Raw genomic sequence first — 25,555 nt, forward strand, 5'->3', positions numbered from 1 at the left:
GAAATGTAAGCACGTTCTAAATAACTGCGCCTAATAGTAGATCACCGAAGGGAACTCAATCCGGTTTGAGCGATCTGATCAATCGCCAAACATCACAAATCACCAACCGGACTGAGTTATGCCGATCATAGCACCCATACCCAGAAATGAACGACGCCAGATGCAAAAAATTGTCCAGAAAACGGCAGATAAGAATCATGCCAGACGCCTTATCGCCATGTTGATGTTGCACCGGGGTGAATCGCTGACTTGCGTTGCTAAAACCCTATGTGCCGCCCGTTCTTCCGTCGGACGCTGGATTAATTGGTTCACGTTATTTGGTATTGAAGGCCTGAAAAGTCTGCCACCGGGCCGTCAAAAAAAATGGCCTGTCGACGCCATGCTGCGAATGCTCAATTTGCTTGTTCAGCGCTCCCCGCAAGATTTTGGCTATCTGCGCTAACGCTGGAGTACCGAGATGTTAACGATTGAAATTAATAAGTTATTTAACTCTACGTTGCATCCTGGCTCACTTCGCCGTTGGTTGCCAGGAGCCGGCATTGTCTGGCGCAGAGCAGCTCCGACCTTGCATATTCGGGATCCTCACAGGGAAGAAAAGCTGGCTGCAATTGATGAGGCATTGGCAAAGAACAGTGCTGAACATCCCGTGTTTTACGAGGATGAAGTTGATATCGATCTCAACCCAAAATCGGCGCGGACTGGCAGAAAAAGGTCAGCAGAAACGCATCCCTACGCCGGGTAAAATGAAAACATTACCTTGCAGGTGCGCTGCATGCTGGAACGGGCAGAGTGGATTACGTGAGTGGAACACGTAAAAACTCAGGCTTGTTCATCGATATGCTATGCCAGCTGAAAAGCACGTATCGCAGCGCCAAAACGATCACCCTTATTGTCGATAATTACATCATTCACAAAAGTAAAAAGACATTGAAGTGGTTGAAGAAGAATCCAAAATTTATTCTTATTTATCAGCCGATTTACTCGCCATGGGTGAACAAAATAGAGCTCTTATGGTTAGCATTACACGAAACGGTGACCCGCAATCATCACTGTAAAACAATGTGGGAGTTACTAAAAAATGTCAGACAATTTATGAAAACCGCATCACCTTTCCCAGGCAACAAACCTGGACTAACAAAAGTGGAGCGGTAATAGGCGCAGTTATTTAGTACGAGGTGCCGTCTTTGTGAGCGAAATGCCATTTCCCGTCATCGCCCCTGACTGCGGAGATATCATCCGAGGGGTAATAGACCTCGTCGCCTTCCGAACGATCCCCTACCTCCAGGACAACACACGTCCCGGCGGTGCGATTTTCAAGATGATGAGCCGTACCGTTAGCAGCAAAGCCAGCGACCATGCCAGGCTTCATCCGGATCTCGCCTTCGTCGGTCAGCAACGTAGGTTCGCCCTCGATGATATAGATGAATTCGTCCTGCCGGGAATGTCGATGGTGCAAGGCTGAGACCGCGCCAGGGGGGAGGCTGGTCAGGTTGACGCCAAAATTTGACAAGGCAAACAGGTCGCCAAGGGGCCGTTTTACTCTGCCTGCCATGAGTGAGGCGAACGGCTCGGGGTAGTTGCTCGGTTTAATGCGAGGCGGTGCATCACTCGCGGTCAGAACTGTGATCTTCTTAGGCATGATGTACTTCTCCCGTGGGGACTAAACCGACACTTTAATGGTTGTAGCAGTGGCAGGGCTATATAAGCCTAACGAGCATCATTTTTTATTTCAACTCATTGTGTGTGAAGTGGCAGTGCCGATGTGTGGCGAATTGTTGCGTAAAACGCCGCCGCATCTGGTCCGAAACCAATACCGGCGACGGGGAATACCCCACGTGGGCTTGAGCCAGCCGCAGTTCACCGTTTTTGTCTGCGCCCGGCAACGGTTTCTTTTCCGTTTTCGCCTGTTTACGGAATTGCCGCAACGACAGCCTTATAAAACACGTCAATTGCCGCATTGACTGCTTTTTGTAGAATCACTTCTGTTTCTATGTTTAACGTCAAAAGTTGTACCTTTACGACCTCACCCTCTCTTTTGATCTCATCCTGCAAATCCGAATCATCAAGTTGTCCATTTTTCCTGGCCAGGAATAATTGCGCTAATATTTCCTTGGATTCGTCTAATACTTGGTCAACCTCTATTGCTATGGCATTGTCAGAATTGTGGATTTCATTTAACATTGCCACAAGCATTTCTTTGAGTACTTTATCAATATCGAACGACATGTTATTTCCTCCTAATAAAATTCTCATTAAACACAGTCTGAAGGTGCTTTATTTTTCTTTTATCGCCTCCCCTTTAGCCATTGCTGTAAATATTTTCAAGTATTGTTCCCTATGGGCTTCCGCTAGATAATCAGAGAAACCATCATTGATTCTGTGTTTTTTTTGGTCACCCTCCCAAAGTGTTAAGGCTATTTTTGACTGTGCTGTAGATTGTTCATTCAATGGTCTTATTTCATTTTTCATAACTAGTTCGCGGAGATCGGTTTCAATTGCATTGTATCTGTCTTTAAATTCAACATACTGCCTTTCATTTGGTGGCGTATCAAGCATGTTTCCCAAAAGATCTACTTCCTTGGAGGCACTTATTATATTATCTTTGATTGAACTATCATAATCAGCTACGTATTTAACAGTACAGCCTGCCGGTAATAATATTAAAACGGCAATCAAAGCATATAAAAATGAGTCCTTATATTGAAGGAAGTTTCACGCATTTTGCCCCTATCGATTGAATTACATCAACGGCAATACCTACAAACACACAATGTAACATCTTTGAATTTATAGCAATGAAATTGCCATAATTGCAATTAATTGAAACTTAACGATAGCATGCGTGATTTTATTTATTATCGCTAGTATTTGACATTTTTTGATACTAAATTCCAGAAATGACATCAAATTAGTTTTTATTTTTTATTTCACATGCTCACAAGTTGGATGAATTGCCTTTTTGATTTTAGAACGGTGGGCAGCGGCGATAATAGAGAGCCAGCCCTTAGAGCTTGATACAACGCATTGATAAGATAAAGCTTTCGCAGCAGCCTCGAAATCCAACCTGGCGGATGTGAAGGTGAGTATGGTGATATGCATGGATTTAGTTTGCGCAAGCTGCTGAGCACTCTATTAACGATTTATCACAGGAAAGTGAGTAAATTATTAATTATAAATATAATTTTCCAGAGATTAATTCAAAGTAGATTAAGGAAGATTGATCTGCGAAAGCAGGTTTTTATACATAAGATTGGCCACGGCAAAGAAATGTCATCGCCATTTCATCGCCAAGGCTGGGACACTTATGAGACACTTTACTCAAAGAGGGGAAACCAACACGGAAATTTCTTATGATAACTCAATGGATTATAAGGAATTTATTGGTGGCCCCTGCTGGACTTGAACCAGCGACCAAGCGATTATGAGTCGCCTGCTCTAACCAACTGAGCTAAGGGGCCGAGTGGGCGTTGATTATAGAGGAACGGCACAAACAGATCCATAGGGGCGCGTACTAGATGGCTGATTTATCGCCAAATCCCAGCTATTATGATTGGATAACAATAGCTAGGCATCATAAAGGAGCCGAAAAGATGCTTGAGGATATTCTGTCGCCAGGGTTAAGGGTTGTGTTTTGCGGTATCAATCCCGGATTGTCCAGCGCCCACAAAGGGCTTCATTTCGCCAACCCCAATAATCGTTTTGGAAGATCCTCCATCAGGCGGGTTTCACCGAGCGCCAATTCAGGCCGGAGGAGGGCCTGAGCTATTGGATAGCGGTTGCGGCCTCACCGTGCTGGTTGAGCGACCCACGGTGGAAGCGGCGGAGGTGACGCTCTCGGAGATTCGGGAAGGGGCCCGCGCCTGATTGAAAAATAGAATTTTATCAGCCTAAGGCGCTGGCGGTTTTAGGCAAGCAGGTCTATCGGCAGGCCTTTCGGGTGCGCGACGTGATGTGGGGCAAGCAGGAGATGACCATCGGCAATACCGAAATCTGGGTGCTGCCCAATCCAAGCGGCCTGAACCGCATGAGCTTCGGCACGCTGCTTAAATCCTATCGCGAATTGAACATGGCGCTGTCGCCGCTGCGGGATTCGGTCATAAAGAACCTCGGCGCTACGGAGAATTAGGCTTGGAAAAGCCTGCCGGCGTTATGGCGCTAAGGGCATAAAAAAGCCCCGCTGATCTAGCGGGGCTTTTACGATAAAAGCATTAAACGTCAGTTTAGCCATGTCGCCTTAAATCATCATATCAATGAAACAAGGGTAGCCAGTGCATGGCGTCGGGCTAGTCGTCCAGGAAGCTGCGCAGCACTTCCGAGCGGCTGGGATGACGCAGCTTGCGCAGCGCCTTCGCTTCTATCTGACGGATACGTTCGCGGGTGACATCGAACTGCTTACCCACTTCTTCCAGCGTATGGTCGGTATTCATATCGATACCAAAGCGCATGCGCAGGACTTTTGCTTCACGGGCGGTCAAACCGGCCAATACGTCATGGGTAGCCGAACGCAGGCTTTCCGAGGTGGCGGAATCCAGCGGCAGCTCCAGAGTGGTATCTTCGATAAAATCACCTAAATGGGAATCTTCATCGTCGCCGATGGGGGTTTCCATGGAAATCGGTTCTTTGGCGATTTTCAGCACTTTACGGATTTTATCTTCCGGCATCAGCATACGTTCCGCCAGCTCTTCAGGGGTGGGCTCGCGTCCCATTTCCTGCAGCATCTGACGGGAGATACGGTTGAGCTTGTTGATGGTCTCAATCATATGCACCGGTATACGGATGGTACGCGCCTGGTCGGCAATGGAGCGGGTGATGGCCTGCCGTATCCACCAGGTGGCATAGGTTGAGAACTTGTAGCCGCGGCGGTATTCGAACTTGTCTACCGCCTTCATCAAACCGATGTTGCCTTCCTGGATCAAATCCAGGAACTGCAGGCCGCGGTTGGTGTATTTTTTGGCGATGGAGATAACCAGGCGCAGGTTTGCCTCAACCATCTCTTTCTTGGCGCGGCGGGCCTTGGCTTCGCCAATGGACATCCGGCGGTTGATATCCTTCACCTGCTCGATGGTCAGGCCGGTTTCTTCTTCGATCTGACGGAGTTTTTGCAGGTTGCGATGGACGTCTTCATCCACTTCGCGCAGTTTTTCCGACCAGGGCTTGTTCATGGCCAGCGCGGCCTTGAACCAGGCTTCGCTGGTTTCATTACCGGAGAACAGCGTGACGAAGTTTTTCTTCGGCATTTTGCAGATTTCAACGCACAGCTTCATGATCAAGCGTTCCTGGGTACGCACGCGGTCCATCATGGAACGCATGTTGTTCACCAGGTAGTCGAACTGCTTGGGCACCAGTCGGAACTGTTTGAACACCTCGGACAGCTTGAGGATTTCGTCCGTTGATTTGGCATGGCTGCGGCCGTTGGTTTTGATAACGGTTCGCGTCGCTTCATACTGCTCGCGCAGCTCGACGAATTTCTGGCGGGCCAGCTCGGGATCGATGCTGTTATCATCGTCGCTGCTGTCTTCGTCGTCTTCTTCGTCATCGTCGTCGTCGTTCGCCAGCTCTTCAGTGGTTAACTCGGAACCGATATGGGTGGCGGTAGGGGCCAAATCTTCTTCGGCGTTGGGATCGACAAAGCCGGTGATCAAATCCGACAGCCGTGCTTCCCCCGCTTCGACGCGGTCGTACTGTTCCAGCAGGTAGGTGATAGCCTCAGGATACTCCGCGACGGAGCATTGAACCTGATTAATCCCGTCCTCGATACGCTTGGCGATGTCGATTTCGCCTTCACGGGTCAGCAGTTCCACTGTACCCATTTCACGCATGTACATACGCACCGGATCGGTGGTGCGTCCAATTTCGGATTCGACACTCGATAGCACTTGGGCTGCCGCTTCGGCGGCGTCTTCGTCGGTGTCGGAGGTATTTTCCGCCAACAGGAGATCATCGGCATCGGGTGCTTCTTCCATCACCTGGATGCCCATGTCATTTATCATCTGGATGATGTCTTCGATCTGATCGGAGTCGACGATATCCTCCGGCAGATGGTCATTGACCTCGGCAAAGGTCAAATAGCCTTGCTCCTTACCACGAGTGACAAGTAGCTTGAGCTGTGACTGCGGGTTTTGCTCCATAAGACGGTATCCACACTTCAGAGTAATTTCGGTGTTGGTCGGTGAAATTTCATCACCAACAAGAGATCAGGCCATTATTTAACGCCGCAGCCCACTACGGCATCGCACAGGGCATTGCCCTGACATTTATAGGCATTTAAGCCTCGTCATTCATTTTTTGGCCAACGCTTTATTTAGCGACCAAAGCTCTTTACGTTCTTCGGCAGTTAACCGGTGCGTTCTGTCGCGGGCGATTAACACTTCCTGACGTTGTTCAAGTATGGAGTCGTACAGGCTCGTCAGGGTATCGATAAAAGTTTCTTCGACCATATCATCTATGATCATGTGGTTCCAGGTTGCCAGGGTTTCAAGCTGTCGGCTGGATTTATTATCCCGATAATGCTCGAGCAGCTGTCCCGTGGTAATGCCTGGTTGCGCCTGACAGGTTTGCACTAACTCGATAAACAAAGGTACACCCGGCTGATTTGCCTGCTCTAAACCCGCAATTGACGGGATAAGAGCGCAAAGGCGCGGGTTTTGCACCAACAATCCTATAAGTATACGCATGGTTGTGCGTTTTATCCGGGGCTGGGGCGAAATATTTGTATTGCCCCCCTGTTGCGGTAGCAGCTTTTCCAGCTGGCTATCGTCCAAAATGCCCAATTTATTGCCTAATTGCTGGCGCAGGTACATACGCAGTGTTTCTCCCGGCACCTGTCCGATGAGAGGCAGGGCCAGGGTGCTCAATTTCGCACGCCCGTCCGGGCTGCTCAGATCCACCTGGGGCATCAGCGTCTCGAACAAAAATACCGACAGCGGCTGTGCTTGCTCGATAAGCTGCTCGAACGCTTCTTTGCCAATCTGGCGCACCAGTGTATCCGGATCTTCTCCGTCCGGCAGAAACATAAAACGCAGCTGACGGCCGTCGCTGAGATAAGGCAGCGCCGTTTCCAGCGCCCGCCAGGCGGCTTCGCGGCCGGCGCGGTCGCCGTCATAACAGCAGATAACCTGTTCCGTGGCGCGGTACAGCAACTGTATATGCTCGGCTGTGGTGGCGGTTCCCAGCGAGGCGACGGCATAATCTATGCCGAACTGCGCCAGCGCCACGACATCCATGTAACCCTCCACCACCAGCAGGCGCGAGAGTTCCGGATGCTGCTGCTGCGCCTCATAAAGGCCATACAGCTGGCGGCCTTTGTGGAAAATCTCGGTTTCCGGCGAGTTCAGGTATTTGGGCTGGCCTTCACCCAGAATACGGCCGCCGAAGGCGATAACCCGGCCCCTACGGTCCCGGATGGGGAACATCACCCGTTCGCGAAAGCGATCATAGGTCCTTCCCTGATCGTTAGTCACCAACATTCCGGCATCGTTCAATGCTTCTCTTTCTTCCGCCGACCGGCCGAAGCGCTTTAGAACGTTGTCCCAGCCCGGAGGAGCGTAGCCGATGGCGAAATGGCCGATGACCTCCGCGCTCAGCCCGCGTTTGGCCAGATACTGCTGCGGGGCCGTGGCGGTGTTCTGCTTGAGGGCCTGTGCGTAAAAACCGCTCAGCTGCTCCATAACCTGATACAGGCTCTGGCGCTGGTGGCGTTCCTGCTGGTTGGGTCCGGCCCCCGCTTCGTAGGGAACCTCCAGACCGTGCATGGTCGCTAGCTCTTCGATGGATTCGACAAACTCCAGCCGGTCAAAATTCATCAAGAAGTCAATTGCGTTGCCGTGGGCGCCGCAGCCGAAGCAATGATAGAACTGCTTTTCGCCATTAACGGTAAACGACGGGGTTTTTTCATGGTGAAACGGACAACAGGCGTGATAATTTTTGCCTTGCTTTTTAAGCTTCACGCGAGCATCGACCAGGTCGATAATGTCGGTGCGCGCCAGCAAGTCATTGATAAATACGCGTGGAATTCGTCCAGCCATAAGCCCTGATTGGTTAGCCTATAAACGAGAACAAGCCGTGCAACCCTTCCGGATCCCACGGCCTTCGTTTGCAACTTTCTGTATGCAACTACTAAGTCGTATGCAACTTCTAAGTCTGCGGATTAATCACGCGGTCGGGGTTTTCACCCCGAAATATTAATACAGACGAGTGCGGCGTGCGTTTTCGCGAGCCAATTTTTTAGCATGACGTTTTACTGCGGACGCTTTGGCGCGTTTGCGTTCGGTAGTCGGCTTTTCATAGAACTCACGACGACGGACTTCGGCCAGAACACCTGCCTTTTCACAGGAACGTTTAAAGCGACGCAGTGCTACGTCGAACGGCTCGTTTTCACGTACTTTAATTACCGGCATGTAACTCTCACCTCGATAGAATTCGGTTTTTGCTGCTGACCTGTTGTCAGCCATTTCAAAATGGTGCGGAATTTTACTTCAAGCATAGCTGTCTTGTAAAGCGCTAAGGACAACTCTCTTGCCGGCGAAGCGTTCGGCCGCCGCGTTTCCGGCTGATTTCTGTATAAGAGTATAGCGCAAAGCGCTTCAAATTGCCGCATCTGATTGGTTTTATCAATCAAAAAAGGTAATATCAAGCGGCTGTACCTTGCAAATCAAGATCCTCCCGGCCAATACCGGATCTTCAGGGTCAGCAAGGGGCATACTTGTAGCATGGCCCGGACAAGAAAGACACTGATTTTACACCGGGCAATGGTCAGGTGCGCCTCCCGCGGGCGGAGATTATGGTAGACTGTGCGCCGCTTTGGAGTGGAGCTGGTAAAAAATTATGCGTGTATTGGGTATTGAAACGTCCTGCGACGAAACCGGTGTGGCGATTTATGACCAACAGGCGGGCCTGCTGGCCAATCAGCTATACAGCCAGGTGAAGCTGCATGCCGATTACGGCGGCGTGGTGCCCGAGCTGGCCTCGCGGGATCATGTACGTAAAGCCGTTCCGCTGATCCAGGCGGCGCTGCTGGAAGCCGGCATGGGGGCGAAGGATATTGACGGCGTGGCCTATACCGCCGGTCCCGGCCTGGTGGGCGCGCTGATGGTGGGCGCCACGGTGGGACGGGCGCTGGCCTATGCCTGGGGGGTGCCGGCCGTTGCGGTACATCATATGGAAGGCCATTTGCTGGCGCCGATGCTGGAAGCGAATCCGCCGGCGTTTCCCTTTGTGGCGTTATTGGTCTCCGGCGGCCATACCCAATTGATCCATGTGGCCGGCATCGGCCGCTATACGCTGCTGGGTGAATCCATCGACGATGCCGCCGGCGAGGCGTTTGATAAGACCGCCAAGCTGCTGGGGCTGGATTATCCCGGCGGTCCGCGGCTGTCGCAACTGGCGCGGCAGGGCGTCGCCGGACGCTTTACCTTTCCGCGCCCCATGACCGATCGCCCCGGTCTGGATTTCAGTTTCTCCGGTTTGAAAACCTTTGCCGCCAATACTGTGCGCGCCAGTGAAGGGGACCCCCAGACCCGGGCGGACATCGCACGGGCGTTTGAGGACGCGGTGGTGGATACGCTGCTTATCAAGTGCCGGCGGGCGCTGGAACAAACCGGGCTCGAACGCCTGGTCATCGCCGGCGGCGTAAGCGCCAACAGTGCCCTGCGCGAACGCCTGGCGGCCATGATGCGAAGCCGAGGCGGCCAGGTATTTTATGCCCGTCCGGAGTTTTGCACCGATAACGGCGCCATGATTGCCTATGCCGGGATGGTGCGTTTGCAAAACGGGATCATGGGGGATTTGGCCATCACGGTAAGGCCGCGCTGGCCGCTGGCGGAATTACCGGCGCTGTAAGCTCCGCCAGGCTGCTGACAAACGTACTCGGAGTCAATAAGGAGGGACAGGCTGCCAGAAGAGTAAACCGTCCGCGCCAGGGATGGCGCGGATCGAGCCTACAAGGACGTATTTACGGCGTGTTTACGATCTGGCAGCCTGTCACGACCGGGTACTTTGTCAACAAGCTCCGTTATCAGCTTTTATGATTTTGCCGATCATCGATATCCAAATCCTTTTTGCGTTTGCGCCATAGGCGGCTTTCCTGGCCGCGCCATAATCGCTGGATATTGTCATGGTGGCGCAACAAGACCAGGCACGACAGCATCGACACGGGAAAAGTGAACTGCGGTTTAAACCACCAGACATAAAATGGCGCTATCAGGGCGCTGATGATAGCGCCCAGGGATGAATAACCGCTTAACAGCACCGTCAGCAGCCAGGTGCCGGCCATCAGCCCGGTCAGGTCCCAGCCGATGGGCGCGATGGCGCCGAACGCCGTGGCGACGCCTTTGCCGCCCTGGAAGTGAAAGAATACCGGGTAGATATGCCCGATACAGGCGGCAATGGCCACCAGGCCCAGGTAAAACGGCGGTATCCCCAGCCGGTAACCCAGCCAGACCGGCAGCATCCCTTTGAGCACGTCGAACACCATGACGCCGGCGGCGGCGAACCGGCCGCCCAGGCGCAGGACATTGGTGGCCCCAGGATTGCCGGAGCCGTGAGTGCGGGGGTCGGGCAGGCGGGCTATCCTGCAGATCAGGATCGCGCTTGATACCGAGCCGCAAAGATAGGCGAAGATTATCATGCCGATCGAAAGAGCATTCATAACCAAATTCCATCCCGTCATCATCGTTTTTCGTGGTCTAGCTGTGGATAATACGCATATTCCGTGCTAAGTGGTATCAGACATCCACAAAAACCGAGTATGGCTCATGGACATTGTATTTATAAAAGCATTAACGGTGATGGCGTTTATCGGCGTTTACGAGTGGGAACAGGAGCGCCGGCAGAAACTGGTTTTTGATATCGAAATGGGATGGGACAACCGGCCGGCGGCCGGCAGCGATGATGTGGCGGATTGCCTGAGCTACGCCGATGTCAGTGAGGCGGTGCTTGCCTTTGTGGCCGGTGGCCGTTTCGCCCTGGTGGAACGGGTGGCGGAGGAGGTGGCCGATTTGCTGCTGCAGCGTTTCGCCCTGCCCTGGGTGCGGATCGTCCTTTGCAAACCTGGGGCGGTACCCCAGGCCGAGAGCGTCGGCGTTATTATCGAGCGTACTCGCTGAAAAGTCTGAAAAAAAGACTTCTTAAGCTAAATTTCATGCAACGGAAACAGGGATACCGTATGTTATGTCTCATTTTCCGAATTGTTAGCGGCCGGAGTTTTAAACTGCCGCTTTTTTATTGTCGGTTGATTGAGGGGACGGTTTTGTATGACAGGTCTGCATGATTTATTTGTCGCGTTTATTTTAGGGATAGTCGAAGGGTTAACTGAATTTTTGCCGGTCTCTTCTACAGGACATATGATTCTGGCGGGCACGTTGCTGGGTTTTACCGATGACAGAGCGAAGACCTTCGAGGTGATAATCCAGTTGGGTTCTATCCTGGCGGTAGTGGTGATGTTTTGGCGGCGGTTGTTTGGTTTGATCGGCATTCATTTCGGCGAAGTCAAGCATGAGGGCATCGGACAGGGGCGGTTAACCCTGGTGCATATCATTCTGGGCATGGTGCCGGCGGTTATTATGGGCCTGGTGCTGCATGAGCAAATCAAAGCGCTGTTTGAAGCAAAATATGTCATGTACGCCCTGGTGGTGGGCGGTGTGCTGCTGCTGGCGGGCGAGTGGCTGAAACCCAAGCTGCCCCGGGCGCAGGGGATCGATGATATCACCTATCTGCAGGCCCTTATGATCGGCTGTTTCCAGTGCCTGGCGCTGTGGCCGGGATTTTCCCGTTCGGGTGCTACCATCAGCGGCGGTTTGCTGATGGGCGTCAGCCGTTACGCGGCGTCCGAGTTTTCCTTTATTCTGGCGGTGCCGATGATGATTGGCGCCACGGGGCTGGATCTTTATAAAAGCCTGCCGTTCCTTTCGTGGCATGATTTTCCGATGTTTGCGGTGGGGTTTGTGACAGCCTTTATCGTCGCCCTGCTGGCCATAAAATTCTTCTTGCAAATCATCAAGCGGATTTCGTTTGTGCCCTTCGCCATCTACCGGTTTGTTCTGGCGGCGGTGGTCTACTGGGTGATGATGTAACGGGCTGGAACGGCGAATTTTCCTGCCGCTACCTGTCCTTCCGGTATGCGGCGGGACAGGCTAGTCCTCTATAACCGCCGTTCGTGAGTGCTCTTTTTGCTGTTTCCATGAGGTCAGGGCGCGCAGGCGGCGCAGGCGAATCTCTTCGCCGATCCCGGCGCCGACGAAGCCGTCTTCAATCACCTCCCGGTTGGTCACCGAGGCCGCCACTTTGAAGGCCTCCCGCAGATAATCTCCCTGCGGGTACGCATTGTTTTCAAAACCGGTGCGGCCGCGGGCATCGGCTTCGCTGGCCGTGATCATTTGCTCCAGGCGCCGCGGTTTGCGCCAGACGTCGATGGCATGGAATAACTTCATCAGCGTCTTGGGCGTTAAACGGTCCACGGTATGGATCAAGTCATGATATTCGGCGACGACTGTAGCCAGTTCCCGTATGTGGTTCGGTACCCGCAAGCGTTCGCACAGGGTTTGCACCAGCCTGACTCCCGCCGGGCCGTGCCCGTGGTGGTGCGGCCATTGATCGCGCGGAGTCAGGCCCTTGCCCAGATCGTGGCACAGGGTGGCGAACCGCACGTCCACATCGGGCGTCAGCTGCGCCGCCACCGCCAGGGTCATCAGAGTATGTATGCCGGTGTCGATTTCCGGATGCCATTTGGCCGGGGCGGGCACGCCGAACAGGTTGTCGATCTCCGGAAACAGCGCCGCCAGCGCTCCGCAGTCGCGCAGAACCTGGAAATAGACCTGCGGATTGCGGGTGGCCAGGGCCTTCTCAGTTTCTTTCCATACCCGTTCCGTCGAAATAAGCGGCAGTTCTCCCGCCAGAGTCATCTGCCGCATCAGCGCCAGGGTTTCCGGGGCAATACGGAAATTCAAATGCGCGAAGCGGGCGGCGAAGCGGGCGACCCGCAAAACCCGTAAAGGGTCCTCGCCGAAGGCGTCCGAGACGTGGCGTAATAGGCGGTGTTCAATATCCCGCCGGCCTTGGAACGGGTCGATAAGCGCGCCGTCTTCATCCTGAGCGATGGCGTTGATGGTCAGGTCACGGCGCAGCAGGTCCTGCTCCAGGGTGACGTCCGGGGCCGCATAGCAGGTAAAGCCGGTATATCCCTGCCCGGATTTTCGTTCGGTGCGCGCCAGGGCATACTCTTCGCGGGATTGCGGATGCAGGAAAACGGGGAAATCCTTGCCCACCTGCTGATAGCCCTGCGCAATAAGCTCATCGGGGGTTGTACCCACCACGACCCAGTCTTTTTCCCGCACCGGCAAATGTAATAAACTGTCGCGAACAGCGCCGCCGACCAGATATCTTTTCACGCTCCACTCCTGACCATGTCGGTTTTGCCATCATGTCTTAATTGTAGTCCCATCCGCAATACTGTTGCCGCGCATTGTGCGGCTTTGCCGGGGTGAACCCGCGGGAGGGTCAGTTCATCCAGCGATTGTCCCGTTTGCGGCGGGGGATGATATGCGGCAGCAGCAATCCAAGGATAAGGCCAACCCCGGCGACGCCGCCGCCGTACAAAAACCACTGCATGATAATGGCCCGCTGCTTGTCATCCAGCTGTACCGCATCGGCGTCCGCTTTTTTCCTCGCCACCGTCAGCTGGTCTTTCAGACCCTGGTTCTCATTGCGCAGACCCTGGAGCGTACTGTCGTTTTCGGCTACTTTCTTCTGCATATCAACGGTGCGCCGGTTCCAGTCCGCATCAATGGTGGCGAGTTTTTGCGTCAGGGTCTGCACCTGTTGTTCCAGGGAGGGGACTTTTACGCGCAGGCTGGGCTGGTCGCTCAATTGATCCAGCGGGATCCAGGCGGTTCGGCCTTTGCCATCGCGGATCTGGCCGTAATTGGTGCTATCGTTCACACCCAGCAGCGCAACTTGCTCTCCCGAGTTCAGCGTGCCGACAATACGGAATTGATTGCCCGGCCCGCTGTGAATATAGGTGGTGAGATCGTCGGATATATAACGCGTCTCATCGGCATGAGTGCTAGCGGCGAAGCTTAGACTCAATAACGCGAAGCAAATATGGCGTAATTTGTGCATAGTTCCGTCGTTTTTCGGCTAATGTCGGTGGATAGTAAAGGGTTAAGTTTGACGGCGCAATGCTTAAACAAAAATGAGAACTATCTTACTATCAGGCTGCGCCCGGCTTCGCTGGGCGTGTTTGCGGCCCTTAGCCGGGGGTAATAATGCCGGTTGAGGGAAATGCGTTAATTGTTTTACTGCTTAGAACGCTTTATGGCGCCATAAGCCGTGAAAGGAGGCACAAGCGGGGCGGGGAGGAGTCAATTTTTGTCATAAATTTTCATTTAAATTATTACCATACTTGTTCAAATTATGCTTTAAGGTGATGATTACGCTCTTTAACATGACGATTCCGGCGTGTTTTCTGTTCTTAAGCGGCGTCGCCGATCGTCAGACATCAAACTATGGGTGTGGCCGAAGCTATGAGTGAAGAAATAGAAATAAAGTTTATCGTTCATCCCGGGGCGCTATCATCGCTGGCGGAAAGAGTATCCGCCGGCGAGGGTGTCCATACCCCGCCGCAACGTCTGATCAATATCTATTTTGAAACCGCCGACCTGTTTTTGCGTCATCATGGCATCGGTTTGCGCATACGCGGCAATGGCGACCGTTATGAAATGACCGCAAAAACCGCCGGCAAAGTTACCGGCGGGCTGCACCAGCACCCGGAGTACAATATCCCGCTATCCGGTCCCGAACTGGATCTGTCGCTGCTGCCGGCGGAAATCTGGCCTGCCGGAACGGATATCCCCAATCTGCAAAACCAGCTGAAACCGCTGTTTCGCACCGATTACCAGCGTGAAAAATGGGTAGTGGCCTTTGGCGAGAGCGAAATTGAAGTCGCTTTCGATCGGGGCGAGGTGACTGCCGGTGAACTGCGCGAACCCATCTGTGAGCTGGAACTTGAACTGTTGCGGGGTAATACGGCGGATTTGCTGGCCTATGGGCAAACCTTGTCTGCCGGGGGAGGGCTGCGGCTGGGCAGCCTGAGTAAAGCGGCGCGGGGATATCATCTCGCCGAGGGCAATCCGCCCCATGAGGTGCGCGCCCTGCCGCTGCCGAGGCCGAACCCCAAGGCCACCGTGGAGCAGGGACTAAGCGAAGCGCTGTCACTGGCGCTGGCGCACTGGCAGTATCATGAGGAGATCTGGCTGCGGGGCGTGGCGCCGGCGCGGGATGCCATTCTGACCGCCATTACCCTGATACGGGAAACCTTCGTGGTGATGGGCAATATGATCCCGCGCAAGGCCACCACCCATCTGCGCGCTATGCTGGCGGATTTGTCGCCCCTTATCGTCAGGGCCGACTGCTCACCGCAGACCCTGTGTTATGAGGCCGCCTATCTTGAGTGCAAACTGGCCCTGACCTCATGGCTTATTCTGTCCGGTTGGCAAAAAAGCATTGATGACGACGGTCGCCGGAAGCTGAACGGCTCTTTCAAGCGTTTCTCGGATATCACCCTGTCGCGCTGTGCCGCCGAGCTGAAGGTGGCGTTCGGCCGCACGCTGTCGCCGGAAGAATATCTCCAGCAATTGCCGCGCCTGGAGCGGCGAATCATGGCCTTTCATCTGCTTTCCGGCGCTTATCCCGCTAAAAAGGTTTTATCCTATATACTGCACTGGCAGGCGCTGGAGCAGGCGATTCTGCTGCCGGGCACCAATGACGTGGAACATATGCGGCGCCAGGCGGTCACACAGCCTGGATTCTGGCGCAGCGTGAACCAGCGCTGATTTAATGCCGGGCAGGCCGGGAAAAGGATGCGGGTAACAGGTTCACCCGCGACGTCGGGTGCTCGGGGCATGAGAGGAAGAGAACAATGGCGCAGCCGCTACCGCCGATATTACACCGTCAGGCACAATCCGTCCTGGCCGGGATGCCGTTCACGATACCTGCGGGGGACGAGGGGCTGGGGGTATTGGCCATCAGCGATTTTATCGCGGCGGCGCTGACAGCCCGTCCCGACTGGTATGAAGAGCTACGCCGGCAGCCGCCGGCGGCCGATGAATGGCGGCAGTACGATGCATTGCTGGGGCAGCGGCTGGCGGCGGTGGCGGATGAAGCGGACCTGATGCGGGAACTGCGGCTGTTTCGTCGCCGTACCCTGATGCGTATCGCCTGGTCGCAGGCGCTGCTCACCAGTGAGACCCCGCAGACCCTGACCCAGCTTAGCCGGCTGGCGGAAGTGCTGGTGTGCGCGGCGCGGGACTGGCTCTATCAGGCCTGCTGCCGGGATTGGGGCACGCCCTGCAATGGGGAGGGCGTACCGCAGCCGCTGCTGGTGCTGGGCATGGGCAAACTGGGTGGCGGCGAACTGAACTTCTCCTCCGATATCGATTTGATTTTCGCCTATCCGGAAAATGGCCATACCCGGCACGGGCGCCGGGAGCTGGACAATGCCCAATTTTTTACCCGCCTGGGGCAGCGCCTGATAAAAGTGCTGGATCAAACCACCGTCGACGGATTCGTCTATCGGGTGGATATGCGGCTGCGCCCGTTCGGCGATAGCGGACCCCTGGTCCTCAGTTTCTCCGCGCTGGAAGATTATTATCAGGAGCAGGGCCGGGATTGGGAGCGGTATGCCATGATCAAAGCCAGGCTGCTGGGCTTTGATGATGATGCCTATAGCCGTGAATTGCACCGGATGCTGCGTCCGTTTGTCTTTCGGCGCTACATTGATTTCAGCGTTATCCAATCGTTGCGCAACATGAAAAGCATGATTGCCCGCGAGGTCCGGCGCCGGGGGCTGGCGGATAATATCAAGCTGGGCGCCGGCGGTATCCGCGAGATTGAATTTATCACCCAGGTTTTCCAATTGATTCGCGGCGGCCGGGAACCGCGCCTGCAAGGACGCGCCCTATTGCCCACCCTGAGCGCTATCGGCGAACTGGGTCTGCTGGATGCCGGACAGACCGAACGGCTGAGCCGCGCCTATCTTTATTTGCGCCGGCTGGAAAATCTGCTGCAGGCCATCAATGATGAACAGACCCAGACCTTACCGGTGGATGAACTGAACCGATGCCGCCTGGCCTATGGTATGAACGAGGCGGATTGGCCGTCGTTATACCGTGCTCTCGGCACGCACATGCAGCAGGTGCGCCGCATCTTTGATGAACTCATCGGGGACGATGCGCCCGACCCGGCGGATCCGGCGGATTTTGGCCGTTACGGCACCCTGTGGGTGGATGAGGGTGAAGAGCCTGAACCGGATTTCTGGGAGCCGCACCTGACCGAGCCTTCTCGCCAGCGGCTGCTGGAACAGCTAACCGGCTTTCGCCGCGACGTGGCGAAGCGGACCATCGGACCGCGCGGACGCGAGGTGCTGGATCAATTGATGCCGCGTTTGCTGGGAGAAATCTGCCCGCGCCCGGACGCCGATATGGCGTTCAGCCGTTTGGCGCCCATCTTGCTCAGCATCGTCTCCCGCACCACCTACCTCGAATTGCTGCTGGAGTATCCCAAGGCGCTGGTGCATTTGATTCGCCTGTGCGCCGCCTCGGAAATGATCGCCAGCCAGCTGGCGCTTCATCCCCTGTTGCTGGATGAATTGCTTGACCCCGCCACGCTGTACAACCCGCCGGCGCCGCAGGCCTATGCCGATGAGCTGCGCCAGTATCTTATTCGGGTGCCCGATGAGGATGAGGAGCAGCAAATGGACGCGCTGCGGCAGTTTAAGCAGGCGCAACAGCTTCGCATCGCCGCCGGCGATATTACCGGCGTGCTGCCGGTGATGCGGGTGAGCGATCATCTTACCTACCTGGCGGAGGCCATCATTGCCGACGTGGTTCGGCAGGCCTGGCGCACCATGGTATCCCGTTACGGCCGTCCGGGGCATCTGGATGAAGAAAGCGGGCAGGGATTCGCGGTAATCGGCTACGGCAAGCTTGGGGGATGGGAATTGGGTTACGGGTCCGATCTCGACCTGGTGTTTTTGCATGATTGCCCGCCCGACGTCATGACCGAAGGAGAACGCCAAATCGACGGACGGCAGTTTTATTTGCGGCTGGCCCAGCGCGTCATGCACCTGTTCAGCACCCGGACCCCCACCGGTATCCTGTATGAGGTGGATCCCAGGCTTCGCCCCTCCGGCGCGGCCGGTATGCTGGTAAGCACCCTGGATGCCTTCGGGGATTACCAGGCCCACGAAGCCTGGACCTGGGAGCATCAGGCGCTGGTGCGGGCGCGTATGGTCTATGGCGATCCGGCCCTGGGGGCGCGCTTTGGCGAGATCCGTCGGGCGGTGCTGTGCCGGGAGCGGGATCCGGCGGCGTTACGCACCGATGTCAGCGAGATGCGGGGGAAAATGCGCCGGCATTTGGCCGGCAAAAGCGGCGATATGTTCGATATCAAAGCGGATGAAGGGGGCATTACCGATATTGAATTCCTGGCGCAATATCTGGTGCTGCGCTATGCCGCCGCCATTCCCGAACTGACCCGCTGGTCCGATAATGTCCGCATTTTTGAACTGATGGCCCGCCACGATATTCTCGACCCACGGACAGCGGAGGCGTTAAGTCAATCCTATATTACCCTGCGGGATGAAATCCATCATTTGGCACTGCAGGCACAGCCGGGCAGAGTAGCGGCCGACCGGTTCCCGGCCGAGCGCGCCTTGATTACCCAATGCTGGCGAAAGTGGCTGGACTGAGCCCTTTTTGCCGGTGGAAAAACGCATTTCCCCGGCGGTGAACGAGAGAATTCAACCCGCCTGTGCTACTATCCGGCGCAATAAATTGTTAAAGCGAGAGCGAATGGATGAAAGTAACGTTGCCTGATTTTCGCCGTGCTGGCGTGCTGGTGGTGGGTGATGTCATGCTGGACCGGTATTGGTATGGCCCCACTAACCGTATCTCCCCGGAAGCACCGGTGCCGGTCGTGAAAGTCGAGACTATCGAAGAACGGCCCGGCGGCGCCGCCAACGTTGCCATGAATATCGCCGCGCTGGGAGCAGGCTCGCGCCTGGTGGGCCTGACCGGCATGGATGATGCCGCCCGTGCGCTGGCGGATAAGCTGGGCGAGGTCAGCGTCACCTGTGATTTCGTCGCGGTATCCACCCATCCCACCATTACCAAACTGCGAATCTTGTCGCGCAATCAACAATTAATCCGCCTTGATTTCGAGCAGGGGTTCAACGGCGTTGACGCCGCGCCGATGCTTGAGCGCATCCGCCAGGCGCTGCCCGCCGCCGGCGCCCTGGTATTGTCGGATTACGCCAAGGGAGCGCTGGAAAAGGTGCAGGATATCATTCGCCTGGCTCGGGATGCCGGGGTTCCGGTATTGGTGGATCCGAAGGGTACCGATTTTACCCGCTATCGCGGCGCCACCATGCTGACGCCGAATCTGTCCGAATTCGAAGCGGTGGCCGGACAGTGCCGGGACGAGGACGAACTGGTGAGCCGGGGCATGAAGCTGATTGCCGATTATGATCTGTCGGCTCTGCTTATCACCCGTTCGGAACAGGGCATGACCCTGCTGCAACCCGGCAAGGAGCCGCTGCATTTGCCGACCCAGGCGCAGGAAGTCTACGATGTTACCGGCGCGGGAGACACGGTGATCGGGGTGCTGGCGGCAGCGCTGGCGGCGGGCAACTCCCTGGAGGAAAGCTGTTTTCTGGCTAATGCCGCCGCCGGGGTGGTGGTGGGCAAGCTGGGAACCTCCACCGTCAGTCCCATCGAGCTGGAAAACGCCATCCACGGCCGGGCCGACGCCGGTTTCGGCATCATGACCGAAACGGAGCTGGCCCAGGCGGTGGCTCAGGCCCGCCGGCGCGGCGAGAAAGTGGTAATGACCAACGGGATTTTCGATATCTTGCATGCGGGCCATGTCTCTTATCTGGCCAATGCCCGGCGGCTGGGGGATCGGCTCATTGTCGCAGTCAACAGCGATGCTTCCACCCAGCGGCTGAAAGGCGAACACCGGCCGGTGAACCCCTTGGCCCAGCGGATGATCGTGCTGAGCGCATTGGAGGCGGTGGACTGGGTGGTGTCGTTCGAAGAGGATACCCCGCAACGCCTGATTGCCGAAATCCTGCCGGATTTGCTGGTGAAGGGGGGCGATTATAAACCCGAGGAAATCGCCGGCAGCAAGGAAGTGTGGGCCAACGGCGGCGATGTGCGGGTGCTGAATTTCGAGGACGGCTGTTCCACCACTAATATCATCAATTCGATCAAAAGCGGCAAGCGGGGCTAAAGCTGAGTGCAGGCGTGAAAAACCCGGCAATCAATGGTTGCCGGGTAGGTTTAATTTTATATCATTTTTTCGGTTTGGCCGACGTATCGTCCGCCACATCGCCGGCCTCCGGCTCGTCAATGTCCGTCTTGGCGACGGCGGGTCCGGTTTCGGTTTCGGCCGCCACCGTCGGGGTCACGGCATTTCCCGGCATCGTTTCCAGGGCATTGATCCGCAATTCCAGCTGGCTCAGCTTTTCCCGGGTGCGCAGTAATACCTGAGTCTGCACGTCAAACTCCTGCCGGCTGACCAGATCCATGCGGCTAAACTGGCTTTGCAACACCTGACGGATTTTCTTCTCGACATCATCACCCAGTTCACGAATGCCTTTGGGCAGGGATTCATGGATTTGACGGGCAAGCTGTTCAATTTTTTTAGTATCAATCATCGGTGAGTTTCCTAGCGCGTAAGATAAGGTTAAGTGTAATGCCTGTTCGATAGAGAAGAAACTAAAACAGCGACACATTAATTATATCTCTTTATAGCCGCAAATTTTCCGCTTTGCCCCTCGCCGTTATTGCCCTGCAATTTCATTGGCGCTATAGTTATTGCGCTTATTCTCAGGGCGGGGCGAAACTCCCCACCGGCGGTAAACCTCTGCAACTATTGCGTGCAATAGTCGGGGGAAGCCCGCGAGCGCTCAGATTGCTGGTTGATCTGAGGTCAGCAGATCCGGTGTAATTCCGGGGCCGACGGTTATAGTCCGGACGGGAGAGAGTAACGGCTTACTATGGGCTTGTGCCCATTCTCGTTATTTTTCAGCCTTCAATGGCTCGCTCCTAAGTCCGCCCTGGTTCTGGTAATCCATATACTTTATGAGGTTTTATTTACCATGAATCAGACGCTTCTTTCCAAATTCGGTACACCGATGGAACGCGTGGAAAATGCACTCACCTCGCTGCGCGATGGTCGCGGTGTGCTGGTGCTCGACAATGAAGATCGTGAAAACGAAGGCGACATGATTTTTGCCGCCGAAAACATGACGGTTGAACAAATGGCGCTGGCTATTCGTCATGGCAGCGGTATCGTTTGCCTGTGCCTGACGGAAGAGCGGCGCCAGCAGCTGGATTTACCGATGATGGTGGAACGCAATTCCAGCCATTACCAAACCGCGTTCACCGTGACCATCGAAGCGGCGGAAGGGGTGACCACCGGCGTTTCCGCCGCCGATCGCCTGACCACCATTCGCGCCGCCATCAAAGATGGCGCCAAGCCCGGCGATCTCAATCGTCCCGGCCACGTCTTCCCGCTGCGGGCGCAGCCGGGCGGGGTATTGACCCGTGGCGGCCATACCGAGGCCAGTATCGATTTGTGCACCCTGGCGGGGCTCAAACCTATGGGCGTGCTGTGCGAAGTCACCAATGACGACGGCAGCATGGCCCACGCGCCGGAAGTCATCGAGTTTGCCCAAAAGCACGCTATGCCGGTGGTGACCATTGAGGATTTGGTGGCCTATCGCCAGGCGTTGGCCCAGCGGGCCAGCTGAGTTCAGGCCCGGAGGCAGCGGGCTTACCGCGCCGTGGGGCACTCCGGCCGCCGCTGGACGGCGGCTTCGACCCCATCGGCACGGTCTCCCTTTAACACGGTCGTTGCACGCCCGGTGATAGCGGGCTTACCGCGCCGTGGGGCGCTCCGGCCGCCGCTGGACGGCGGCTTCGACCCCATCGGCACGGTCTCCCTTTAACACGGTCGTTGCACGCCCGGAGGCAGCGGGCTTACCGCGCCATGGGGCACTCCGGCCGCCGCTGGACGGCGGCTTCGACCCCATCGGCACGGTCTCCCTTTAACACGGTCGTTGCACGCCAGGTGATAACGGGCCTACCGAGCCATGGGGCGCTCCGGCCGCCGCTGGACGGCGGCTTCGACCCCATCGGCACGGTCTCCCTTTAACACGGTCGTTGCACGCCCGGTGATAGCGGGCTTACCGCGCCGTGGGGCACTCCGGCCGCCGCTGGACGGCGGCTTCGACCCCATCGGCACGGTTTCCCTTTAACACGGTCGTTGCACGCCCGGTGATAGCGGGCTTACCGCGCCGTGGGGCACTCCGGCCGCCGCTGGACGGCGGCTTCGACCCCATCGGCACGGTTTCCCTTTAACACGGTCGTTGCACGCCCGGTGATAGCGGGCTTACCGCGCCGTGGGGCACTCCGGCCGCCGCTGGACGGCGGCTTCGACCCCATCGGCACGGTCTCCCTTTAACACGGTCGTTGCACGCCCGGTGATAGCGGGCTTACCGCGCCGTGGGGCACTCCGGCCGCCGCTGGACGGCGGCTTCGACCCCATCGGCACGGTTTCCCTTTAACACGGTCGTTGCACGCCCGGTGATAGCGGGCTTACCGCGCCGTGGGGCGCTCCGGCCGCCGCTGGACGGCGGCTTCGACCCCATCGGCACGGTCTCCCTTTAACAGGCTCGGTTTCACTCCGGCGTTAGCGGGCCGGCCACGGGGCGCTTTCTGGCCAGCAGGGTGGCGAACCGCAGCTTGATGCGGTTGCCGTCGGCATCGGTTTTATGCAGTTCCCCCAGGTCCTCGTTATATTTGATAATCTCCCATCCCTCGTAATACCGCTTCAGTTCGCCGAGTCCAAAGGTAAAGGGAAACGGGATGGGGCAGGGGAAGTCCGGCGTCGACATGGCGGCGACAATCAGGTTCATTCCCCCCGGCAGCGTGCTGCGCTGCATGTCGCCTATCAGGCGGCTGATACAGCCGGCTGGTAAAAACATCATCACCACCGTGGAAAGAATAAACTGATAGTGCCCGCTGATGGTCTCTTCGCTGATATCCAGCACCGACGCGCTGATATTCTGCCGTTCCTCGGCGGCGATAATCTCATTAAGGGCCGCGATGCTCTGGGGATTTTTATCATGGGCGGTTGCCCTGTAGCCCAGCAGATCGAGATATAGTGCATTGCGGCCGCCACCGCAGCCCAGGTCCAGCGCCTTGCCGGGCAACAACCCGCTGCCGGGCAATAAATAATTAGCCGCATTAATGACTTCGGAATGGGTACGGGTTAAGCCGTATTTCAAATGATAATAATCTTCCGGCCGGCAGTAAAACGCCAGCCGGCACCGGATATCATCTGACACGGCGGCAATGCGGTGCCACTGCTGCGGTTCCACCTGCGGCGGCTGCCGTAGGCTGGAAAACGTCCCGCTTTGCAGAATATCGCTATCCTCGTTAAGCAGATCAAAGGTCAGGCTGCCTTGCAATACCGTCAACCGGGCCCAGACGCCCTCTTTGGTATTGTGGCGCTCGCGAAAGGCCGCCGGGATCGTTTCGGCCGTCCAGATAGGCATGGTTTGATAACACAACAGTTCCTGCATTTGACTCTCCGTTATTGATTGCCCAGTTGGCGTAACAGTGAAAACGCCTCCTGCATACGTGCTTCGCCGGCCACAAAAGCGCACAAGCGCTGACGGTCGTCCCATGATGCCCCGCAGCAGCGCGGCGACAATGCCGGTGCCGGTCTGGCACAGGCTGAGCAGGTCGGCATTCAGGATCAATTCTACCCCTTGTTGCACCAGGCGAAGCTGCAATCGTGCGCTGACCTCGGCCGGCATCAGTGAAGCCAGGATGCTGGGGGCTTTATCCACCAAAGTAACCTCTTTACCCGCCCGGGCCAGGTCCATCGCCAGCTCGGTGCCGATCAAACCGGCCCCCAGCAACAACACCCGCCGGGACTGCCGTAACCGGGATTCTATCCGGCGATACTCCTGCTGGCTATTTAGCGTCAGGAATAAATGGCCGCCTTCCATCGGCGGGATCACCGCTTCGGCGCCGGTAGCCAGAATCAGCTGGCGGTAGGGATAGACGCTCTCTTCGCAATCGCAGGCAGGGTCGGGGCGCCGATAGCTACATCGATAACGGCGGAGGACTTTTTAGCTGTCCTGTCATTCACCGCCGGGGCATCAAGAGGGTGTAAGGCCCACTGGCGGGCTATCTCCCTGCCGTGCTCGCGGCAGATGTCCAGGGCTTCGCCGTCGGGCCGCCACTTCAGCTTGAGGGCCAGGGTAGTGTCGAACCCGGCGTCCATCAGCCTGGTTTGCACCCGGTCCACCGCGCCGCCGTTCCAGCCGTAGCTGCCGAAAGCGGAGGCTTTCTTGTCCCGAAAGCGCAGGCCGGTCAGTTCTTCCAGCAGGGCGGCCACTTTCGGCATCATGACGTTGTTCATGGTTGAGGATCCCGCCAACACTCCTTTGGAGCGGAAAATTTGCGTCAGGATCTCATTCTTGTCGTGCCGGGCCACGTTATAGATTTTCACCGCGACGGCGGGATCGATTTCGTTAATGCCTTGGGCAATGGCGTCAGCCATCATGCGGGTGTTATTGGACATGGTGTCGTAAAACAGGGTGATGCGATCTTCCTGATAGTTATCTGCCCATTGCAAATACTTAGCGACAATTTGCACCGGATCGTCGCGCCAGACCACGCCATGAGAGGTGGCGATCATGGATAGCGGCAGCTTGAATCCGAGGATTTCGTTGATTTTGGCGGTAACCAGACGGCTGAAGGGCGTCAGGATATTAGCGAAATAGCGCAGGCATTGTTCGAATAATTCATTTTGGTCTACTTCATCGTTAAACAGATGCTCATCGCAGTAATGCTGGCCAAAGGCATCGTTGCTGAACAATACCGCATCGCCGCTGATATAGGTCATCATACTGTCAGGCCAGTGCAGCATGGGAGTCTCGACAAAAATAAGCTGTTTATCGCTACCGATTTCCAACCGATCGCCGGTTTTGACAACATGGAAATCCCATTCAGGATGGTGATGGTGACCGTTAATGGAATCGATTGCATTAAGGGTGCAATAAATCGGCGTGTCTGGAATAATCGCCATCAGCGCGCTCAGGGCCCCGGCGTGATCTTCCTCTGCGTGGTTGATAACAATGTAATCAATATCGTCCAGATTGATTTCCGCTGCGAGATTTTGCACGAATTCATGGCTGAATTTATGATCCACCGTGTCTATTAATACGGTTTTTTCTTCGCGGATAAGGTAGCTGTTATAACTGCTGCCTTTGAGCGTCTTGTATTCGGTGCCGTGGAAGTCCCGTACTTCCCAATCCCGTTGTCCCACCCAATAAATATTATTTTTTACCAGTACGCTCATAGCCTTTCCCAATTCAATAATGTTAAATGATGGGAGAAAGATCGCATAGAGCGTGCCAGTGATTATCTGTCTGAATATTAATATTATTTTAAAGTTAATTGTTAAAATGACTATTTTTTTTATT

The 25,555-nt window shown here is 55.7% G+C and carries 18 protein-coding genes, 1 tRNA gene, 4 pseudogenes and 1 riboswitch; of the genes and pseudogenes, 9 read left to right on the forward strand and 14 right to left on the reverse strand.

What is annotated here, in order from left to right:
• Positions 1-118 precede the first annotated feature (118 nt).
• Positions 119-1,152 (forward strand): annotated as a pseudogene (locus GTU79_RS03565) (IS630 family transposase).
• Between the two features lie 13 nt (positions 1,153-1,165).
• On the opposite strand, the gene GTU79_RS03570 reads toward GTU79_RS03565, so the two are convergent.
• The 4 genes from GTU79_RS03570 to GTU79_RS03585 form a co-directional block, all read right to left on the reverse strand.
• The gene (locus GTU79_RS03570; RefSeq protein WP_253073485.1) at positions 1,166-1,639 is read right to left on the reverse strand and encodes a cupin domain-containing protein; all 474 of its coding nucleotides are present in this window, start codon (positions 1,637-1,639) and stop codon (positions 1,166-1,168) included.
• A 269-nt stretch (positions 1,640-1,908) separates the two neighbouring features.
• Positions 1,909-2,226, reverse strand: a complete 318-nt coding sequence (locus GTU79_RS03575) for a hypothetical protein (RefSeq protein WP_203524856.1) — start codon at positions 2,224-2,226, stop codon at positions 1,909-1,911.
• Positions 2,227-2,274: 48 nt separating this feature from the next.
• On the reverse strand, positions 2,275-2,565 hold the full coding sequence (locus tag GTU79_RS03580) for a hypothetical protein (RefSeq protein WP_214513702.1): 291 nt from the start codon (positions 2,563-2,565) through the stop codon (positions 2,275-2,277).
• Positions 2,566-3,381: 816 nt separating this feature from the next.
• A tRNA-Ile gene (locus GTU79_RS03585) sits at positions 3,382-3,458 on the reverse strand.
• A 132-nt stretch (positions 3,459-3,590) separates the two neighbouring features.
• Here GTU79_RS03585 and mug point away from each other — a divergent pair.
• Positions 3,591-4,126: pseudogene (mug, locus tag GTU79_RS03590) on the forward strand (G/U mismatch-specific DNA glycosylase).
• Positions 4,127-4,283: 157 nt separating this feature from the next.
• Here mug and rpoD read toward each other — a convergent pair.
• The 3 genes from rpoD to rpsU all read right to left on the reverse strand — a co-directional run bounded on the left by rpoD (position 4,284) and on the right by rpsU (position 8,396).
• Positions 4,284-6,128 carry an RNA polymerase sigma factor RpoD gene (gene rpoD, locus GTU79_RS03595; RefSeq protein ID WP_132923488.1) on the reverse strand — a complete coding sequence of 615 codons (1,845 nt, stop codon included), beginning with the start codon at positions 6,126-6,128 and terminating at the stop codon, positions 4,284-4,286.
• A 150-nt stretch (positions 6,129-6,278) separates the two neighbouring features.
• Complete coding sequence (gene dnaG, locus GTU79_RS03600) at positions 6,279-8,024, reverse strand: DNA primase (protein WP_214513703.1); 1,746 nt, start codon at positions 8,022-8,024, stop codon at positions 6,279-6,281.
• Between the two features lie 156 nt (positions 8,025-8,180).
• Complete coding sequence (rpsU, locus tag GTU79_RS03605) at positions 8,181-8,396, reverse strand: 30S ribosomal protein S21 (RefSeq protein WP_001144069.1); 216 nt, start codon at positions 8,394-8,396, stop codon at positions 8,181-8,183.
• Positions 8,397-8,823: 427 nt separating this feature from the next.
• Here rpsU and tsaD point away from each other — a divergent pair, with 427 nt between their 5' ends.
• Positions 8,824-9,837 (forward strand): tRNA (adenosine(37)-N6)-threonylcarbamoyltransferase complex transferase subunit TsaD, encoded by a 1,014-nt coding sequence (gene tsaD / locus GTU79_RS03610; protein WP_203522863.1) that lies wholly within the window; start codon positions 8,824-8,826, stop codon positions 9,835-9,837.
• A 175-nt stretch (positions 9,838-10,012) separates the two neighbouring features.
• Here tsaD and plsY read toward each other — a convergent pair whose 3' ends face one another.
• Positions 10,013-10,645, reverse strand: a complete 633-nt coding sequence (gene plsY / locus GTU79_RS03615) for a glycerol-3-phosphate 1-O-acyltransferase PlsY (RefSeq protein WP_132923485.1) — start codon at positions 10,643-10,645, stop codon at positions 10,013-10,015.
• 106 nt (positions 10,646-10,751) lie between these two features.
• Here plsY and folB point away from each other — a divergent pair, with 106 nt between their 5' ends.
• Together folB and bacA are read left to right on the forward strand one after the other, a co-directional pair.
• The gene (folB, locus tag GTU79_RS03620) at positions 10,752-11,102 is read left to right on the forward strand and encodes a bifunctional dihydroneopterin aldolase/7,8-dihydroneopterin epimerase (protein ID WP_203522862.1); all 351 of its coding nucleotides are present in this window, start codon (positions 10,752-10,754) and stop codon (positions 11,100-11,102) included.
• A 147-nt stretch (positions 11,103-11,249) separates the two neighbouring features.
• The gene (gene bacA / locus GTU79_RS03625) at positions 11,250-12,068 is read left to right on the forward strand and encodes an undecaprenyl-diphosphate phosphatase (protein WP_203522861.1); all 819 of its coding nucleotides are present in this window, start codon (positions 11,250-11,252) and stop codon (positions 12,066-12,068) included.
• 60 nt (positions 12,069-12,128) lie between these two features.
• On the opposite strand, the gene GTU79_RS03630 is transcribed toward bacA, so the two are convergent.
• The gene (locus GTU79_RS03630; protein ID WP_203522860.1) at positions 12,129-13,382 is read right to left on the reverse strand and encodes a multifunctional CCA addition/repair protein; all 1,254 of its coding nucleotides are present in this window, start codon (positions 13,380-13,382) and stop codon (positions 12,129-12,131) included.
• A 109-nt stretch (positions 13,383-13,491) separates the two neighbouring features.
• The gene (locus GTU79_RS03635; protein ID WP_203522859.1) at positions 13,492-14,112 is read right to left on the reverse strand and encodes a TIGR04211 family SH3 domain-containing protein; all 621 of its coding nucleotides are present in this window, start codon (positions 14,110-14,112) and stop codon (positions 13,492-13,494) included.
• Between the two features lie 404 nt (positions 14,113-14,516).
• Between GTU79_RS03635 and GTU79_RS03640 the strand changes: the two genes are divergently transcribed.
• From GTU79_RS03640 to hldE, 3 genes are all read left to right on the forward strand, one after another.
• On the forward strand, positions 14,517-15,824 hold the full coding sequence (locus tag GTU79_RS03640) for a CYTH domain-containing protein (RefSeq protein WP_132923480.1): 1,308 nt from the start codon (positions 14,517-14,519) through the stop codon (positions 15,822-15,824).
• A gap of 86 nt (positions 15,825-15,910) precedes the next feature.
• Positions 15,911-18,739 (forward strand): bifunctional [glutamate--ammonia ligase]-adenylyl-L-tyrosine phosphorylase/[glutamate--ammonia-ligase] adenylyltransferase, encoded by a 2,829-nt coding sequence (glnE, locus tag GTU79_RS03645; RefSeq protein ID WP_203522858.1) that lies wholly within the window; start codon positions 15,911-15,913, stop codon positions 18,737-18,739.
• A gap of 107 nt (positions 18,740-18,846) precedes the next feature.
• On the forward strand, positions 18,847-20,280 hold the full coding sequence (gene hldE, locus GTU79_RS03650; protein ID WP_132923479.1) for a bifunctional D-glycero-beta-D-manno-heptose-7-phosphate kinase/D-glycero-beta-D-manno-heptose 1-phosphate adenylyltransferase HldE: 1,434 nt from the start codon (positions 18,847-18,849) through the stop codon (positions 20,278-20,280).
• Positions 20,281-20,341: 61 nt separating this feature from the next.
• Here the strand turns inward: hldE and ubiK are convergent, their stop codons facing one another.
• On the reverse strand, positions 20,342-20,707 hold the full coding sequence (gene ubiK / locus GTU79_RS03655) for a ubiquinone biosynthesis accessory factor UbiK (protein ID WP_203522857.1): 366 nt from the start codon (positions 20,705-20,707) through the stop codon (positions 20,342-20,344).
• A gap of 164 nt (positions 20,708-20,871) precedes the next feature.
• Positions 20,872-21,042: riboswitch (FMN riboswitch) on the forward strand.
• A gap of 109 nt (positions 21,043-21,151) precedes the next feature.
• Here ubiK and ribB point away from each other — a divergent pair.
• Entirely contained in the window at positions 21,152-21,805 is a 654-nt protein-coding gene (gene ribB, locus GTU79_RS03660) for a 3,4-dihydroxy-2-butanone-4-phosphate synthase (RefSeq protein WP_132923477.1), read from the forward strand.
• 930 nt (positions 21,806-22,735) lie between these two features.
• Here the strand turns inward: ribB and tehB are convergent.
• The 3 genes and pseudogenes from tehB to norV form a co-directional block, all read right to left on the reverse strand.
• Positions 22,736-23,641 carry an SAM-dependent methyltransferase TehB gene (tehB, locus tag GTU79_RS03665; RefSeq protein ID WP_203523164.1) on the reverse strand — a complete coding sequence of 302 codons (906 nt, stop codon included), beginning with the start codon at positions 23,639-23,641 and terminating at the stop codon, positions 22,736-22,738.
• Between the two features lie 183 nt (positions 23,642-23,824).
• Positions 23,825-24,085: pseudogene (locus GTU79_RS03670) on the reverse strand (FAD-dependent oxidoreductase); the annotation flags it as partial.
• A 128-nt stretch (positions 24,086-24,213) separates the two neighbouring features.
• Positions 24,214-25,431 (reverse strand): annotated as a pseudogene (gene norV / locus GTU79_RS03675) (anaerobic nitric oxide reductase flavorubredoxin); the annotation flags it as partial.
• Between the last annotated feature and the right edge of the window lie 124 nt (positions 25,432-25,555).

The sequence above is a fragment of the Sodalis ligni genome (assembly GCF_016865525.2).
In the GTDB taxonomy this organism is placed as follows: Bacteria; Pseudomonadota; Gammaproteobacteria; order Enterobacterales; family Enterobacteriaceae; genus Acerihabitans; species Acerihabitans ligni.

Bases quoted from the DNA above. Each gene is read 5' to 3' on its own strand.
- GTU79_RS03570 (WP_253073485.1), bottom strand. From the start codon at position 1,639: ATGCCTAAGAAGATCACAGTTCTGACCGCGAGTGATGCACCGCCTCGC.
- GTU79_RS03575 (WP_203524856.1), bottom strand. From the start codon at position 2,226: ATGTCGTTCGATATTGATAAAGTACTCAAAGAAATGCTTGTGGCAATG.
- rpoD (WP_132923488.1), bottom strand. From the start codon at position 6,128: ATGGAGCAAAACCCGCAGTCACAGCTCAAGCTACTTGTCACTCGTGGT.
- dnaG (WP_214513703.1), bottom strand. From the start codon at position 8,024: ATGGCTGGACGAATTCCACGCGTATTTATCAATGACTTGCTGGCGCGC.
- rpsU (WP_001144069.1), bottom strand. From the start codon at position 8,396: ATGCCGGTAATTAAAGTACGTGAAAACGAGCCGTTCGACGTAGCACTG.
- tsaD (WP_203522863.1), top strand. From the start codon at position 8,824: ATGCGTGTATTGGGTATTGAAACGTCCTGCGACGAAACCGGTGTGGCG.
- plsY (WP_132923485.1), bottom strand. From the start codon at position 10,645: ATGAATGCTCTTTCGATCGGCATGATAATCTTCGCCTATCTTTGCGGC.
- folB (WP_203522862.1), top strand. From the start codon at position 10,752: ATGGACATTGTATTTATAAAAGCATTAACGGTGATGGCGTTTATCGGC.
- bacA (WP_203522861.1), top strand. From the start codon at position 11,250: ATGACAGGTCTGCATGATTTATTTGTCGCGTTTATTTTAGGGATAGTC.
- GTU79_RS03635 (WP_203522859.1), bottom strand. From the start codon at position 14,112: ATGCACAAATTACGCCATATTTGCTTCGCGTTATTGAGTCTAAGCTTC.
- GTU79_RS03640 (WP_132923480.1), top strand. From the start codon at position 14,517: ATGAGTGAAGAAATAGAAATAAAGTTTATCGTTCATCCCGGGGCGCTA.
- glnE (WP_203522858.1), top strand. From the start codon at position 15,911: ATGGCGCAGCCGCTACCGCCGATATTACACCGTCAGGCACAATCCGTC.
- hldE (WP_132923479.1), top strand. From the start codon at position 18,847: ATGAAAGTAACGTTGCCTGATTTTCGCCGTGCTGGCGTGCTGGTGGTG.
- ubiK (WP_203522857.1), bottom strand. From the start codon at position 20,707: ATGATTGATACTAAAAAAATTGAACAGCTTGCCCGTCAAATCCATGAA.
- ribB (WP_132923477.1), top strand. From the start codon at position 21,152: ATGAATCAGACGCTTCTTTCCAAATTCGGTACACCGATGGAACGCGTG.
- tehB (WP_203523164.1), bottom strand. From the start codon at position 23,641: ATGCAGGAACTGTTGTGTTATCAAACCATGCCTATCTGGACGGCCGAA.